16 protein-coding genes are annotated in these 14925 nt (G+C 54.1%); 8 read left to right on the forward strand and 8 right to left on the reverse strand.

What is annotated here, in order from left to right; translation table 11 throughout:
• The first annotated feature begins 66 nt into the window (after positions 1 to 66).
• On the forward strand, positions 67 to 819 hold the full coding sequence (locus J0L72_11555) for a hypothetical protein (GenBank protein ID MBN8691402.1): 753 nt from the start codon (positions 67 to 69) through the stop codon (positions 817 to 819).
• On the opposite strand, the gene J0L72_11560 is transcribed toward J0L72_11555, so the two are convergent.
• The 4 genes from J0L72_11560 to J0L72_11575 form a co-directional block, all read right to left on the reverse strand.
• The gene (locus J0L72_11560) at positions 811 to 1308 is read right to left on the reverse strand and encodes an AhpC/TSA family protein (GenBank protein MBN8691403.1); all 498 of its coding nucleotides are present in this window, start codon (positions 1306 to 1308) and stop codon (positions 811 to 813) included. The genes J0L72_11555 and J0L72_11560 overlap by 9 nt on opposite strands.
• A 15-nt stretch (positions 1309 to 1323) precedes the next feature.
• A complete protein-coding gene (locus J0L72_11565; GenBank protein MBN8691404.1) occupies positions 1324 to 2166 on the reverse strand; it encodes a sigma-70 family RNA polymerase sigma factor in 843 nt (280 codons plus the stop codon).
• A gap of 150 nt (positions 2167 to 2316) precedes the next feature.
• Positions 2317 to 4362, reverse strand: coding sequence for a DNA primase (locus J0L72_11570; GenBank protein MBN8691405.1), 2046 nt, complete (start codon positions 4360 to 4362; stop codon positions 2317 to 2319).
• Positions 4363 to 4369: 7 nt separating this feature from the next.
• Entirely contained in the window at positions 4370 to 5155 is a 786-nt protein-coding gene (locus tag J0L72_11575) for a hypothetical protein (GenBank protein MBN8691406.1), read from the reverse strand.
• A 172-nt stretch (positions 5156 to 5327) separates the two neighbouring features.
• Here J0L72_11575 and trxA point away from each other — a divergent pair, with 172 nt between their 5' ends.
• The 5 genes from trxA to J0L72_11600 all read left to right on the forward strand — a co-directional run bounded on the left by trxA (position 5328) and on the right by J0L72_11600 (position 7838).
• Entirely contained in the window at positions 5328 to 5651 is a 324-nt protein-coding gene (trxA, locus tag J0L72_11580) for a thioredoxin (protein ID MBN8691407.1), read from the forward strand.
• A gap of 102 nt (positions 5652 to 5753) precedes the next feature.
• Positions 5754 to 6701 (forward strand): 5'-nucleotidase, encoded by a 948-nt coding sequence (locus J0L72_11585; GenBank protein MBN8691408.1) that lies wholly within the window; start codon positions 5754 to 5756, stop codon positions 6699 to 6701.
• Between the two features lie 21 nt (positions 6702 to 6722).
• Positions 6723 to 6953 (forward strand): hypothetical protein, encoded by a 231-nt coding sequence (locus J0L72_11590; GenBank protein MBN8691409.1) that lies wholly within the window; start codon positions 6723 to 6725, stop codon positions 6951 to 6953.
• A 30-nt stretch (positions 6954 to 6983) separates the two neighbouring features.
• Positions 6984 to 7418 (forward strand): winged helix-turn-helix transcriptional regulator, encoded by a 435-nt coding sequence (locus tag J0L72_11595; GenBank protein MBN8691410.1) that lies wholly within the window; start codon positions 6984 to 6986, stop codon positions 7416 to 7418.
• Positions 7419 to 7469: 51 nt separating this feature from the next.
• Positions 7470 to 7838, forward strand: coding sequence for a hypothetical protein (locus tag J0L72_11600; protein ID MBN8691411.1), 369 nt, complete (start codon positions 7470 to 7472; stop codon positions 7836 to 7838).
• Here J0L72_11600 and J0L72_11605 read toward each other — a convergent pair.
• Positions 7835 to 8428: an aminoacyl-tRNA hydrolase gene (locus tag J0L72_11605; GenBank protein ID MBN8691412.1), complete on the reverse strand. Its 594-nt coding sequence runs from the start codon at positions 8426 to 8428 to the stop codon at positions 7835 to 7837. The two genes, J0L72_11600 and J0L72_11605, sit on opposite strands and share 4 nt — an antisense overlap.
• Positions 8429 to 8679: 251 nt before the next feature.
• On the opposite strand from J0L72_11605, the gene J0L72_11610 reads away from it, so the two are divergent.
• Positions 8680 to 9852 carry a PLP-dependent transferase gene (locus J0L72_11610; protein ID MBN8691413.1) on the forward strand — a complete coding sequence of 391 codons (1173 nt, stop codon included), beginning with the start codon at positions 8680 to 8682 and terminating at the stop codon, positions 9850 to 9852.
• 3 nt (positions 9853 to 9855) lie between these two features.
• On the opposite strand, the gene rho is transcribed toward J0L72_11610, so the two are convergent.
• Both rho and hpt read right to left on the reverse strand, forming a co-directional pair.
• Positions 9856 to 11115, reverse strand: a complete 1260-nt coding sequence (rho, locus tag J0L72_11615; GenBank protein MBN8691414.1) for a transcription termination factor Rho — start codon at positions 11113 to 11115, stop codon at positions 9856 to 9858.
• Positions 11116 to 11362: 247 nt separating this feature from the next.
• Complete coding sequence (gene hpt, locus J0L72_11620) at positions 11363 to 11890, reverse strand: hypoxanthine phosphoribosyltransferase (GenBank protein MBN8691415.1); 528 nt, start codon at positions 11888 to 11890, stop codon at positions 11363 to 11365.
• 78 nt (positions 11891 to 11968) lie between these two features.
• Here hpt and J0L72_11625 point away from each other — a divergent pair, with 78 nt between their 5' ends.
• A complete protein-coding gene (locus J0L72_11625; protein ID MBN8691416.1) occupies positions 11969 to 12676 on the forward strand; it encodes a glycosyltransferase family 2 protein in 708 nt (235 codons plus the stop codon).
• Here the strand turns inward: J0L72_11625 and J0L72_11630 are convergent.
• Positions 12673 to 14898 (reverse strand): hypothetical protein, encoded by a 2226-nt coding sequence (locus J0L72_11630; GenBank protein ID MBN8691417.1) that lies wholly within the window; start codon positions 14896 to 14898, stop codon positions 12673 to 12675. The two genes, J0L72_11625 and J0L72_11630, sit on opposite strands and share 4 nt — an antisense overlap.
• Between the last annotated feature and the right edge of the window lie 27 nt (positions 14899 to 14925).

Below are 14925 nucleotides of genomic sequence, written 5' to 3' on the forward strand. Positions count from 1 at the left end.
GCAAGAGAATTTATACCCCGCTTCAGCGACAGATGCAAGGGGCAGAGTACCATTTAGCCCGTGGGGTTGAGTTTTGAGCAGATTGCCGACGTTCGCGAGCTTGTTTTGCGAGCGGGAAAAATGGCTCAAGACCTCCGCGCTTCCCTTTCTGTCGATCTGAAGTCCGACGGGAGTTTTGTGACCAACGCCGACCGCGCTGTCGAGCGTTTTTTGCGCGAAAACCTGGCCGAAGTGTTGCCTGGCTCCACCGTTTGGGGCGAGGAAGAAGGCTTTTTTGAACCCGGATCGGCGGGGTTGTGGGTTTTGGACCCGATCGATGGCACCACGAATTTCCGGTTTGGCTCGCGGCATTGGGGGGTTTCTTTGGCCTATGTTTATGGCGGCGAAATTCTGGCCGGGTGGATATTTATGCCGGATTTAGACGAACTATATTCGGCGACGTTGGGCGGCGGCGCGTTTCGAAACGATGTTCGGCTTTTGGATGTGCCCGCTGGAGACATCGCGAACAACGATCTGGTGAGTTTTGGCGACGAAACTTTGTTGCAGTTTCACGGTTTGCTGCGCGGGAAGATGCGCTATCAAGGCGCTTTCGTCGCGGACATGGTCCAGTTCTTAAACGGGGTCTATCGCGGGATGATTACGGATAAGGGCGCGCTCTATGATGTGGCGGCTGGGCTCTGTTTGGCGCGGGAAATCGGCGCGGAAATCCAGCATTTGGACGGCACTCCGGTCGATCTGCAAACTTTGATGGGCAGCCCGAAACTTCCGAAGCCGATCTTTTTCGGCCCAAAAGGCCACTCTTTTGTCGTCTCAGGTTAGCTGCCGGATCAGCTGATCGGCGTTTGGATTATCCGCGATATCCACCGATTTGTATTCCCAAATGATCTCGCCTTGCGGATTGATTACGAAGATGCCTGGCATCTGCCACACGTCGCCCACCGGCTGACCAACAAAATGCCCCGCGAGGATCGCTCCCATTCCTTTGGCGAACACCTTCGGGTTGAAAACCTGCTTAGATTCTCCTTTGCCGAGCCCAAACGCTTGATAAACTTCTCGGTTAGGATCGGCGATGAAGGTGTGCGGCGAGCGCATTTTTTGCTTGAATTCGGCCGCTTTTTCGGCGTCCGCCATACAGACAAACGCGATGTTAAGGCTGGAATGGACGCGGAGTTGCGCGACCTGCTGGCGACAGAAAATGCACCCAAGATGACGCAGAAATACTAGCGCCAACTCCTGCGTTTGATAGAATTCTGCGAGCGGTAAGGTGCGGCCGTCATCGGTGACGACGTTGATTTCTGGCGCTTTCACGCTCAGTTCTACGCGCTAGTCGAGCAAAATCTCGCGGAGTTCGCCGGCAACTTGCGGCGATTTCAGCCGCCGCATCGCTTTATGCTCGATCTGCCGGATTCTCTCGCGCGTGAGTCCGAACTGCGCGGCAACATCCTCCAGTGTTAACGGGTTTCCGTCTTCGAGTCCATAGCGCAGGATAATGACGCGGCGCTCTTTTGGACTGAATTCCGAAAGTGCCTCGGTGATGCGCGCGCAAATCAGCATTCGCAAGGCGTTCACCGCCTGAGGGTTATCCGTTCGATCCTCGATGAGATCGCAGAGCACGCTTTCTCCGGTGTCTCCGATCGGGGTTTCCAGCGAGATGGTTTCTGTCATCACGCGAAGGATGCTTCGAATTTTCTCCGGCGAAACTCCTAATCGCTCGGCGATTTCTTCATCTCTCGGCTCTCGCCCGAGTTCTTGTTGCAATCCCGCTGCAATCTTTCCGATCCTGCTGACAGTTTCGGCGAGATGCACCGGCACTCGGATCGATCTCCCTTGATCAAAAATCGCCCGGCTGATGGATTGGCGAATCCACCAGGTGGCATAGGTGCTAAATTTGAATCCCTTGGTGCAGTCAAACTTTTGGACCGCTCGCATCAGGCCGATGTTGCCTTCTTGGATGAGGTCCGTGAGGGGCACGCCGCGCCCTATAAACCTCTTGGCTATGCTGACGACCAATCGCAAATTGGCTTCGACCAAGTGCTTTTTGGCTTCGCTACATCCGAGGGCGCATTGTTCTGTGAGCCTTAGTTCTTGCTCGCGAGTGAGGAGCGGGGTCTGCCCCACTCTTCGCATCCAAAATCCCATGGCGTCATCCATGCGCCCGCCTTCCATATCATCGCGCAATCCAACGGAAGTTGACGAGTCTTTGGCTTTTTTGGGGCTAACTGGAGAGTTCTCGCCGAGCATAAAAGTTCACAGAATTTAGAAATCTTTGCCTTACTATACAAGCAAACTTGCGTATTGGTATGGAGATTCGGGCAATCAACTTCGATTTTTCAAGCGGGTGAGTTCGGAACTGAATCTCTTAAGCGCTTCTTCATCATCCGCCAATCCGATCTTCTTGCTTTGAAGACGCTGCTCCGTCGCACGTCGCTTCATTTGCGCGACGCATTCTTTCAAGATTTCTGGGCGGAGTTCTACAGAGCTACCATGATCTAGCCCGACCAATTCAGCCTTGATTTCGTCGTCCAACTCCTCAAGGGCTGTCACTTCCGCAACGGATTTGGCGAGCCGAACCGCCTCAGGATGCTGCATGACATCCTCTTCGGCGATCGCATTTTGTGCGAGCTTGAACAGCTTCGGATCGAGCAGAGCCCGCAGCAATGTGACTTCCGCCGAAACCATCTTCTCGGACGATGACCGCGCGAGCATGCTGACCTCGCTATCCCCTTTGCGCTTCAGTTGATCGCGTTGCTTGGTTGCCATTCGCTGGACAAGATTTTGCTTGGCTCGCTCGATCTCCTCTGCGTTGAGCGCTCGTCCATCACGATTCGGCAATCCTGTCAATGCTTGCGCATCCACGGCCGAGATTTTTGGAAGCCAGCTTTGGGGGCGAATGTCCTCTGGCCCATCAGGAAAGAGGGCGCACAATCGCCCCGCCAGACTTCGCGCCGAAGGCGAAATCATTAGCGGAAGCGCGAGCAGTCCCCAGCAAACACGGGCAACGCTAGGCTCAAGTAGCCCTCGGAGGATGGTCGCTTCGGGCCATTCGACATAGAATCTGCCAGGTGAAGACTCCTCGGTTTTCTCAGGCTTTCCGCCCTGAATCTTGGTGACTTGCTTTCGGATGGCATTCCCAGCCGCGATTCGGTCCGTAAGCCCTGGATACAGCCCGGCTAGTTCTTGGATATGTTCTTCGGCCTCCATCGCAGTAGGAGCCTTTGCCAAAAGTTGCACCGCTTCTTTCCAGAATTCTGGACTTTGGGTGCCGAGCCGAGATTGGAGTTGGCTCAAATGAAACCGGAGCGGAGTGATCCCACCGTCAACGGCTTTGAGCACCATTTCTGGGCCTGCGGACCTCAACAAGGTGTCCGGATCCTGCCCTTCTGGCATCAGCGCAATCTTTACCCGTAAACCAGCGGCCCGGAGCATCTCGTCCGCGCGCAAAGCGGCCTTTTGCCCGGCAGAGTCCGCATCATAGAGAACAACCGCGTCCTTGGCCCACCGCGAAAGCAGTTTGGCGTGCTCCTCACTCATGGCCGTGCCAAGACTTGCCACCGCATCCAAAACGCCGGCCCTGTGGCAGGCGATCGCATCGAGATATCCCTCGACAAGAACCACTCGCTGCGATTCGGCCATTTTTGCCTTGGCCAAGTTCATTCCGTACAGAATTCGGCGCTTGGAATACAGAGGTGTATCGCTGCTGTTGATGTATTTCGGGATTCCATTGCCGATGATCCGCCCGCCGAACGCGACCAATTGCCCGCGCTCATTGTGGATCGGGAACATCAATCGGCTGCGAAAACGGTCGTAGTATCCACCGGATGGGTCCTGGTCTACCAGAAAGAGCTCTCGGCAGTCGGCGAGGTTAAAACCTTCTTTCTTGAGTTGGATCGCGAGCGCTTCCCCTTGTTCGGGAGCGTAACCAAGTCCATACTTCTTGATGGTTTCTTCGTCTATCCCACGAGAGCGGCAGTATTCTTGAGCGACTTTGTTCTGCGCGAGCTGCGCCACAAAGAACTTGTGAGCAAATTGCATCGCCGCTTCACGAGATTCTCGCAGTTTGGCATCAGGTGCATCTTTCTTACTGGAGAGTTCGACCCCGACTTCGTCCGCAAGCTGCCGCAGCGCATCTCCAAAGCTGAGCCGCTCCGTTTCTTGGACAAACTTGATAGAATCTCCACCCGCACCGCAGGCAAAGCACTTGTAGATTCCCAGCGAGGGATTGACGGTAAGGCTGGGTTTAGAGTCCGAGTGAAAAGGACAAAGGCCGACAAAATTCTTGCCGGCCTTTTTCAAGGAGACTTTTCGTCCGACGACGTCAACGATGTTGAGTCTTGATTTAACTCGTTCGACGTCGTCGTTCACATTACGATTATGCTTTACCAGCAGCGACCACGATACCAGTGATCACGTGCTTTTTCTTCGGATCGATCTTGGACAATCGGAACGCCACACGATCCTTCACGAGGTAGCGCACAACAATGTTGCTGCCACTGATTTCGTAAGCGTCTGGGCTACCGTAAGCCTTGATCAAGAATCCAAACTCCTTTCCGAAGCAAGCGCCCTTTCGAGTCTTTGGCTTCGAGTCGGTCAGTCCGAGAGCTTCGATTTGAATCACGCGGTTGAACTTGTCAAAAATGAAAGCGTAGTGTGCCTTCGGTCGCTTGTACAGCCATCGAGTGTAGACCACGCGCTCGCCGCCGCCAGTTGCACCTGCGCCAGCATCTCCACCGCCGCCACCAGCTCCGTTGGCACCAGGACGTCCACCGCCGCCAGCTCCACTTGGATCAGTCGGTTCATCGCCGCTTGGTGGGCGAAGTTGTCGCCATTCGGTGTTACCTTGGCCAAATGGATCGCCGACCATCGAATCGAGGGTCATCTGTTGGGAACCAGCACCGCTAGCGTTTCCGCCGCCGCCTGAACCGCCGCCAGGGCCGCCACCAACGGCACCTGAGCCGCCCTTGGTGATGCCAGTGATCTCATCAGGAGATCCGTACATGTTGATAACGCGGGCACCCGAATCATACAGTTTGATTCCGACCAAACCGGTTTCAGCGGTGGTGCTGCGAGGCGCTGGGCGATTGCTTTGAGCCTGGGTTGCCAGTGCGCCAACCATGAGCATGGCGCCAATTGAAAGCGTGCGAATCTGATTCAGCATTCGATTTAGATGTCTCCGAAGTTGAGGCGGCTGAGCCGTCTCCATTGCTTAGGACGCAAAAATACGGGTGACGGTTACAAGCTCATTCACGAAAATGAAATTGTCTACCAAACAAACTCGTAGAAGTAAAAAAGCAAGGGCCTCAGCGGTCCGGCAAGAGTAGAATAAGATCATGGCAGCAGAATTAGCCGTTAAGACTTCTGAATTTGAAACCAAGGTATTGGGCGCAGACCAGCCCGTGCTCGTCGACTTTTGGGCCGAATGGTGCGGTCCATGCAAGCAAATCGGCCCTAGCGTCGAAGCGCTGGCCACCGAATTCGCTGGAAAGGCACACGTCTACAAAGTTGACGTCGATGCCGAAGGTGAGATCGCTGCCAAGTACGGCATCATGAGCATCCCTACCCTCCTCCTCTTCAAGGGCGGTCAGATCGTCGATCGAATGGTGGGTGCGGCTCCGAAAGAAGCCATCGCCGACCTGATCAATCGCAACCTCTAAGCCTTCTCGAAAGGCAACGACCCGCCCCAAGCCCTTTTACATCAAGTGCTTGGGGCTTTTTTGTGCATCATGTCCAAGGCGGAGTAATCTAAACTCAATTCTATGCCGATGCAACTTGACGACGTTCTAGTAGTGGCGATCTCCTCGAGAGCGCTATTCGACTTTGAGGACGCGCATCAAGTTTTCAATAACCTCGGCGAGCAGGCGTACCAAGATTTTCAGTTGCAGAAGATCAACGAGCCCGCGAAGCCCGGCCCAGCCTTCCCTCTCGTCCAAAAGCTCCTCCGGTTCAACAACTTCGGCAAGCACCGAGTCGAAGTGTTGGTTCTTTCTCGCAATGATCCGGTCAGCGGCCTGCGCGTTTTCCGGTCTGCCGAAGAACTCAAGCTGGATATTTCTCGTGGCGCGTTCACGAAAGGCGCGCCACCATTTCGATATTTAAAACCATTTCGCGCCAACCTTTTTCTTAGCGCAGATGCCGACGACGTCAAGGAGGCGATTGCCCACGGAATACCGGCGGCGCGAGTCTTTGTCGGAAGCGCGATGTCCAAGATGGCAGAGTCCAACGAACTCCGAATCGCTTTCGACGGTGATGCAGTGCTATTCGACGATTCCGCCGAGCGCGTGTATCAGGAAAAGGGCATCGAAGGGTTCCATGCCCATGAGCGAGAAAAGCGTGATCTCCCATTGCCTCCTGGCCCGTTCAAACCATTCCTCGCCGCGCTCCATGCGCTTCAAGTCGACTTCAAAGATCACGAAGAGATCGACATTCGAACGGCAATGGTGACGGCGCGGAACGCTCCATCTCACGACCGCGCGGTCCGAACGCTTCTGAGTTGGAACCTGCAAGTCGACGAAGCGTTCTTCTTGGGCGGACTGTCCAAAGGCGAATTCCTCAGCGGATTCCAACCGGACTTCTTCTTCGATGATCATTTGAGCCATTGCGACAGCGCCGCGCCTCACACCGCAGTTGGGCATGTCAACTACGGAGTGGCAAACGAAATCGCCGCAGAATTGCCGAGTCCCGTGAAAGAGAGTGGTGTGGAATAGCCTAATTAGAGGCCCCACTCCGTGAACTTTTCTTCACCCTCAATATCGGCTTACCAAGCGCTCAGTGTTGTGCGTGCTGCGGAAGTGCGCTATCGCCTCAACGCGCTGACCAAATCCGATCCCGACGCCAAAGAGCGAAACGCAAAGCTGCGCAAGATTCATGCCCGCCACCAGGACGAATCACCATCGCATGAAGATAGTCCAGAGCCAGGCGACGAATCCGAAGAATTCCACATCGATACTCTCGCTTAGGCTGCCAGATCATCTGGTAACCTTAGCAATATGGCCGAGAGTCAGCTAGTCCCTCTGATCGCCGCGATCTACGAGTACCAGGCGGCGTACCTTGAACCCAAACTCAAGAAAATTGGGCTCAGTCTCGGTTCCTTCCAGCTTTTGGCGGCGGTCCATGCAGCAGGAGAAGGCGCTAGCCAGATCGACATTGCTCGCCGGCTCGGGATAGCGCCCGCAACGCTTTCGGAAACAGTCCAGATTCAAGTCAACAACGGCATGCTGGAGCAAGTCACTTCCAAAGTTGACCGCCGAGTCAAGTCTTTGGTACTGACCAACGACGCCAAAAAGAAGCTAGAAGAAGTGCGGAAAATGATCCAGCAGCTTGAGCAAGCAATGCTAGCCAAGCTACCGCCTGCGAATCTCAACGTGACACTTTCGACGCTTGAAACCGTGCTCGACAATGTGGAGGAAATCCTCGAAAACTAGCTCCTTTTTTGACAAACATAACGTCAGGAAAAGAAGATTTTGGAGTAAGCGATGATCCGAATTGTGGGAATTGAACGATGCGAAGACCCTGGGCGAGAGTTTGTCTTGCTTCAAAATCAAGGCTCCATGCGAGTTCAATTGAGGGGCCACGTTCTCCTCGCAGATGCGTTCATCGATGGGCAAGATGCTTGCCCCGCCCCATTCATCTTTAACGAAGAGGTTCACATCTATCCTGGAGCCTATGTCCTCCTTCGCACTGGGGCTGGCGAATCCAAATGGACCGTAACGCGGGATGGAGGCAGAATCTTCAACTGCTACATGGGCAAGACCGGCTCACATTGGATCAAGTTGGGGCAAACGCTTCATTTGCTCAGCGCACACCACAGCTATACCGAGCGACCTGTTGTGCCTTGCGGCTAACCACCATTAAATTGGTTCATCGCGGCGATCAAGCCTGAATCAAGCACCGTTTCAACGGCACGCGCCGATTGTTCGACTGCCTTATTAACGTCCACGCGCTCTTCGGGCTTGAACCGGCTCAACACATGATCTATCGTCTCGCCGCCTTTACCGATTCCGATCTTGAGGCGGGGATATTCAGTCGTCTGCAAGCTCTGCGAAACGGACTTGTGGCCGTTGTGTCCGCCAGGACTTCCCTCACCCCGAATCCGGATTTTTCCGACAGGCAGGTCTAAATCGTCGGCAATGATCATCACTTTGGCAGGCTTGATCCCGTAGTGTTTGCAGATTTGCACCACCGCTTGACCGCTCAGATTCATGAAAGTCATCGGCTTGACCAGCACGACCGAAACTGCACCGACCATCCCAAGTCCATAAACAGCGCGATGTTTGCGCTGATCGAGCTTGATCTTGTGGTCGGTGGCAAGCAACTCCACGACCTCAAATCCGACGTTGTGCCGCGTACCCGCGTACTCTGGACCAGGATTCCCTAGCCCAACGACGAGCCATTCTGGTGGCGGTAGCGGTTCCTTTAACTTGCGCTTGAACATGATTTGGGCCGTTCAATAGGATACCAACTGCTCTGAATTGAAGAATTTATGCCGAGCATCAAATTCGATGCAAACAAAGCCTTTCGGCGGTTATTGGCTTAGAATGTTGTGCCATCGCAACAATATACTAATATTGTTATCTCATTACTATTATTTTACTAACGCATCGCGTGTCAAATGCGCATTTGAACCGTGTTTTCCTAACAATCAATCGTTGCGCCACCGAGAATGGACTTAGTAAAATGAACGCTATGAAGTTCGCCACAAAAGCCATTCGAGTCGCCCAAAACCCAGAAAGCGAGCATCGTTCGGTGACCTATCCGATCTACCCGAGCAGCACCTACGCCTGGGATCAGATGGACGAAGAACCTCGCGTGGCCTACAGCCGCGTAAACAATCCGAACCGAAATGTGTTTGAAGAAGTGTTGGCGAGCATGGAAAACGGAAGCTACTGTACGGCGTTTTCCAGCGGGATGGCAGCTGTCGTCGGCGCGCTGAGCCTTCTCCAATCGGGAGAGCATGTTCTCGTGGCCACCGACATCTACGGCGGAACTCATCGCTACATCGAAAGCATCCTTCCCCGACAGGGCATCAGCTGTTCGACGTTCGACGCCATGGTTCCAGAGTCTATCGAGTCTGTGATCCAGCCCAATACCAAGATGCTGGTGTTCGAAACGCCATCAAACCCACTCTTGCGGGTCTGTGATATTTCGGCGATCGTGGCGATCGCAAAGAAGCACAACATCATCACCGTTTTTGACAACACGTTCGCAAGTCCAGCACTGCAAAATCCGCTTGATTTGGGATGCGATCTTGTCCTGCACAGCACCACAAAATTCATCAACGGCCACAGCGATGTGATCGGTGGTGCGCTAGTGACCAACAACCCAGAAATCGGAGTGGCGTTCAACGAGTGGATCAAGAACACTGGCGCGTCGCCTTCCGCATTCGACACCTGGCTCGCGTTGCGAGGACTCAAAACTCTGAGCCTCCGAATGGAGCGACACTGTCAAAACGCATTGGCGGTGGCCAAATGGCTTCAACAGCAGCCCGAAGTCGATGCAGTCTATTACCCCGGCCTCGAAGACTCCCCCGACCATGCACTCGCCAGCAAGCAGATGTCCGGATTCGGAGGGATGCTCTCCTTCGAGATCGGCGATGAAGCTTTCGCTAAAGCGGTCGGATTGAATACCAAGATTTTCTTGCTTGCCGAGAGCCTTGGCGGCGTCGAATCTCTGATCGGTTACCCTAAGCTCATGAGCCACGGTTGCCTGACTGAGGAGCAGAGGCTCGAACGCGGCGTGAAGCCCAACTTGCTTCGGTTGAGCGTCGGAATTGAAGATGTCGAGGACCTAATAAACGATTTGGACCAAGCCATCAAAGCGGCTCGGTCCATTTCGCGGGTTGCTGTCGTAGAAGTTTGAGGCTTAGGCCTTGAGCTTCTGCACGATTCCTTCGAGGAACAGCGCATTGTTCGGGGTGCGCCGCATCAACTTGATCAGTGATTCGGTGGCCTCGTAGCTCTTATCTTGGTTCGCGAGCAGTCGGTGGAGCTGAACCACGCCTTCGAGCTGCTCCTTATCAAATAGCTTCTCTTCGTGGCGAGTGCTGGATCGCTTAACGTCGATCGCTGGCCAGATTCGTCGTTCGGCGAGTTCGCGATCGAGCACGATTTCCATGTTGCCCGTACCCTTGAACTCTTCAAAAATCGCTTCGTCCATCTTCGATCCGGTTTCAACCAGTGCGGTGGCGATGATGGTTAAGGATCCGCCTTCTTCGATGTTTCGCGCCGCACCGAAGAACCGGCGGGGACGATAAAGGGCTGCCGGATCAAGACCGCCCGAAAGCGTTCGACCGCTTGGATTGATCGTGAGGTTACTTGCGCGAGATAGTCGTGTGATCGAGTCCAGAAGGATGACCACATCTTTGCCCGATTCGACCAGCCGTTTGGCTTGATCGAGGCAAAGCTCGGTCACGCGCATGTGGTTTTCTGCGGGTTCGTCGAAAGTGCTGGAAATGACTTGCCCCTTCACAAATCGGCGCATGTCGGTGACTTCTTCTGGGCGTTCGTCAACCAGCAAGACGAGCAAAACGACTTCGGGATGATTGACCGCGACCGCATGAGCGATCTGCTTGATGATGGTGGTCTTTCCCGCTTTCGGCGGCGCAACGATCAGACCGCGCGACCCCATTCCGATTGGCGAGATCAAATCGATAATTCTTCCGCAAACGTTCTCTGGTGAAGTCTCCATCCGAATCCGATCTTCAGGAAACAGCGGCGTGAGCTGATCAAACTCCCGTCGAGATTGCATCTCTGGAGCCTGCGTCCCGAATCCATTGCAGCTTTCGACGCGGAGCATCCCACGATACTTCTCGCCTTCTTTTGGAGTTCGGATGAGGCCGAATACCATGTCGCCTTGCTTCAATCCAGCCTTTTTGACTTGGGATTGAGAAACGTAGATATCTTGTGGGGACAGGCTGAAATTGTCTCGCCGGAGGAATCCCCATCCGTCATTCAAGATTTCGAGAATTCCGCGGCCGTACTGCGCCTCGGGGTTAGCCTTTTGGAGCAGTTCTTCGATCACAACCGAGCGACTGTGCTCCATATCTACCTTTTGCTTCTTGCATTCTTTGGCAAGTTCGGTAGCCGTCATTTTGTCGAAATGGTTGTAGTCAATCTCGGGCATCTGCTCGAGTTCGGCTGGATCATTCTTAGGCAACCCTTCTCGGCTGCGGGATGGTCGTCGGTTTTTACCGTCTGATTTTCGTGGTCGGAACGAATGCGTCATGCTGGCGTCCTAAAGGTCTGAATGGTTTTTCGTTAAAGAAAAATAGGGGAGCGGTCCACACTAGGTTCAAAAATCTAGTTAGCGGGGAGCGCGGGTTTTTGACCGCCCAACAATGCATCGAACAATCGAAGCGAAAGAGGGAAAATCAGGTGGTTACGGGATCGTCAACAAGTTGAGCGACGTACGGAAGGTTTCTGTACTTTTCCTCGTAGTCCAATCCGTATCCTACCACAAAAGCGTTCGGAATCTCGAATCCGACAAAATCTACGGGTAGTTCGTGCAATCGAGCCTCTGGCTTGCTCAGAAAAGTCACCACAGTCAGGGACTTCGGATTTCGGGTTCGCCAAACCTGGCAGAGGTGCGAAAGGGTCAATCCCGTGTCGATGATGTCTTCCACGACCACCACGTGCTTGCCTTCGATATTGATGTCGAGGTCCTTACGAATCTGCACCACGCCGCTGCTCGATTTCTGGCCGTCGTAACTGCTGACCTGGATGAAGTCGGTCATCACGTTCGTGCCGAGGTAGCGGCAAAGATCCGCCATGAACAAGAACGAACCCTTCAAAACCCCAATCATGAGCACAGGTTCGTCGCCAAATCGCTCATTAAGCTGAGATCCCAATTCAGCGATTCGGGACTTAATCTGTTCTTCGGTGATCAAAGACTTGAGCATGTCGGTTATCAGATTGTAACGCCAACTTGAGGTCCCTCGCTGGCAATTCTCAAGGAGAATCCGCAATAATCCGGTCGAATGGAACCTTCCAATGGGCATCCCACCGTTTCGGTGCTGGTACCTGCCCTCAACGAACAAGACACCTTGCGCGAGGTGATCGAACGCTTATTGGCGTTGCCGATTTCTGCCGAGGTGATTGTCATCGATGACGGAAGTACAGACGGTACACCTGCGATCTTGGCCGAGTTTGCCGGCAAGATCAAAGTCATTACCAACACTCACAAATCTGGCAAGGGCAAATCCATTCGCAACGGCTTGCTGGTCGCGGAAGGCGAGTACGTCGTCATCCAAGACGCGGACCTTGAATATCTCCCCGAGCAGATCGCTGAGTTGCTCGTTCCGCTCCAATCTGGCCAATCGCAAATTGTCTATGGAACCCGGTTTTCGAATGGATTCCCGTCCGGAATGGCCATTCCAAACAAGATTATCAACAAGCTTCTCGCCTGGATGACACGGCTCCTGTATGGACAGAAAATAACCGACGAAGCGACCTGTTACAAGGCGCTTTCGCTCACCCTGGTTCAGCAAATGGAATTGGAATGCACCGGATTTGAATTCTGTCCGGAGGTCACGGCCAAAGCCTCCCGCCTTGGCCAGACCATCCTTGAAGTGCCGATCAGCTACATCCCGCGCAATAAGCAGGCGGGCAAAAAGATCCGCTGGACCGACGCGCCCATCGCGATTTGGACGCTCGCCAAATACCGATTTTGGAAGCCAAGCCGTTAAGGCTTGGCAATTGCTCCGCCGCTACCGAACGCCGAGCCCATCCCATTTTTCATCCCTTCAGCAATCTGTTTCTCGGTCTCCGCGACTTGCTGGCGCACGTTCTGCGGAAGCGATGCATAACTGCCGAATTTCACCGAATTATCCGAGTTGTTTTGGGTCATCGTTCGGGCCAATTCGTAGTACTGGAACGGAATCACTTTGAATGTGAACTGCGATTGGGAGGCCATTCGGTATCCGTCGTACTGTGTCCCTTCTAGCCCAGCACCAGGAATCTGCGGTCCTTGCCCGGAGGTCAGTACGTTGTTGAACGCCAGTTCGCCAACCGACATCGTGACGACTTTGCCTTGCTTCGTGAGTGCTTGAATTGCGGGTTCATTTCGCCCCGCCATTGTCAACGTCCCGTCGGCAATCAATCCGTTCGGAAGAAGAACCGTTCGCTCGCTCTTCACGTCAACCCCCATTCCGAAGCCCATTCGAATCTCTCGGGTCTGGGTTCTCTGGCGAGGATCAAGTAAAAATGGACCGTCGAAACTCCAGTAGACCAACTTGTGGACGACTTCCTTCTGGTCAGGCGTCAATGAAGCCATCGGGACCGAACCGCCGCTCATTAGGACCTTTCTCTGCGCGCCATTCAGCGAGCCGTAAGCGCGATATCCGTCGCGCATAAACGCACCGAAATTGCCCATCACATCTGCACCAGTATCACCAAAGAGGGACATCGCCAAGATCGTGTCCAATGCCCCAAAATTGGGCACTTCTTCAGGACTTGCAGCGGCGTAAGTAGCCTTCTGATCGATCGTTAGGTCGGCATTCTTTTCGACAACGGCGAACAAGTCGGCCATGGCGGAGCGATTGTATTGATTCAGTCGCTGCTTGACCGGCGCGTTCGGCAAGATCTTGATCCAGCCGTTTTCTTGCGACCAATTGGAATCTGCTTGTGACCGCAATGCCTCCACATACGATTCCAAAGTTGGCTTCTTCTCCTGAACGGCGTTCAGCGTTGCCGCCGCCATCATGTCGCTGTAAACCACGATCAGGTTCTTCCCAGTCCCTTTAGCGAGGCTCTCCATCGGTCCTGAACAGATCAGTCCCAGCGGCTCATACTTGTCCGGCTGAAGCAGTTTTTCGCGCCAGTCTTTGGGCAAATTCTTTCCGGCGGAAGTCGGGTCATCTGTACCGCGGACAGCGCCGTTGACGTTGATTCGGACGGTGACGCGACCGCCACCCCCCATCATCGCTGCGGGATTCAATCCGGCGTCAAACTCCAGAAGCTCTTTTGGAAACTTCAGCTCGGATTCATTCCCAAGCTTCGGCCGATTTTGCTCCTCTTCGTCCATAAATGGAACTTGACCTAGGGTCGCGTTCGCGGTCGCCATAACCTGACCTTCGGAGTTAACGACGGACATCGAGGCCATGCCGAAACCACCCATGAACTTGGTGACGACAATATAAATTCCTGCGATCGGTCCGGAGCCCTTGTTGCTCGATGGACCGCCCATCATCATCCCGATGATTCCGTTGTTCCCTCCACTCGCTTGCAACGCATCATTGAAAACTTGTTGCTCGGCAACCAACTTTTGAGCAACCGTCATTGCTGTATTGGGTAACCCGAACTGCATCCTAGTCGGATTGAGGGCGTAAACAAACCTTGGCTGACCGTAAGCCGATGCGTAAGCTGAAAGGTTGATCCCGCTGAGCAGTTGAGTCAGCGCCCGGCCACCAGGCGTTTGCCCCATCAAATTCATGAGCCCAACGCCGCGCCCATTGCCGGATTGCAACTTCTCGGTCTCGGTCTTAAGTGCTCCAGCAACCTGATTCGCGCGGACAGCATTGAACTCAGGATTCGCCTTGAGGTCATCCAGCCCTGATTGGAGCCCGCGGCGAATTGAATCAAGAACTTGCGCAGTCTCTTCCTGCTCCATTTTGCGATCGGTGGCAGGAGTGCGCTGCAGAACCCAAACATCGCCATCTTGCATCCATTCCGATTTGGTCACGCTCGCGAGTTGCGCACGGATTTCCTCTGCCGATGCCTCGACGATATTCAGGCTGATAATCTCGTTCCGGATCGAACCCTTGACGCTGTACTGCTCACCCGTCGCCGCGCTAAGTGCCGTCAGGACGCTGGGCAATCGCCCGGCAGGAATGTTCACCGAAATGGCCTGAGCTGACCCCACAGCAGCCACCAGCAGTCCCAAAAAGATCGTTCGCTTCAATGATTTCATAAATCCCTCTAATAGCAGGCTATACAA

The organism is Armatimonadota bacterium (genome assembly GCA_017303935.1).
Lineage (GTDB): Bacteria > Armatimonadota > Fimbriimonadia > Fimbriimonadales > Fimbriimonadaceae > JAFLBD01.

What these genes read in the sequence shown, in the direction of transcription:
- J0L72_11585 (MBN8691408.1), top strand. Translation starts at nt 5,754, where the DNA reads ATGCCGATGCAACTTGACGACGTTCTAGTAGTGGCGATCTCCTCGAGA.
- J0L72_11595 (MBN8691410.1), top strand. Translation starts at nt 6,984, where the DNA reads ATGGCCGAGAGTCAGCTAGTCCCTCTGATCGCCGCGATCTACGAGTAC.
- J0L72_11575 (MBN8691406.1), bottom strand. Translation starts at nt 5,155, where the DNA reads ATGCTGAATCAGATTCGCACGCTTTCAATTGGCGCCATGCTCATGGTT.
- trxA (MBN8691407.1), top strand. Translation starts at nt 5,328, where the DNA reads ATGGCAGCAGAATTAGCCGTTAAGACTTCTGAATTTGAAACCAAGGTA.
- J0L72_11605 (MBN8691412.1), bottom strand. Translation starts at nt 8,428, where the DNA reads ATGTTCAAGCGCAAGTTAAAGGAACCGCTACCGCCACCAGAATGGCTC.
- hpt (MBN8691415.1), bottom strand. Translation starts at nt 11,890, where the DNA reads ATGCTCAAGTCTTTGATCACCGAAGAACAGATTAAGTCCCGAATCGCT.
- J0L72_11600 (MBN8691411.1), top strand. Translation starts at nt 7,470, where the DNA reads ATGATCCGAATTGTGGGAATTGAACGATGCGAAGACCCTGGGCGAGAG.
- J0L72_11565 (MBN8691404.1), bottom strand. Translation starts at nt 2,166, where the DNA reads ATGGAAGGCGGGCGCATGGATGACGCCATGGGATTTTGGATGCGAAGA.
- J0L72_11630 (MBN8691417.1), bottom strand. Translation starts at nt 14,898, where the DNA reads ATGAAATCATTGAAGCGAACGATCTTTTTGGGACTGCTGGTGGCTGCT.
- J0L72_11625 (MBN8691416.1), top strand. Translation starts at nt 11,969, where the DNA reads ATGGAACCTTCCAATGGGCATCCCACCGTTTCGGTGCTGGTACCTGCC.
- rho (MBN8691414.1), bottom strand. Translation starts at nt 11,115, where the DNA reads ATGCCCGAGATTGACTACAACCATTTCGACAAAATGACGGCTACCGAA.
- J0L72_11610 (MBN8691413.1), top strand. Translation starts at nt 8,680, where the DNA reads ATGAAGTTCGCCACAAAAGCCATTCGAGTCGCCCAAAACCCAGAAAGC.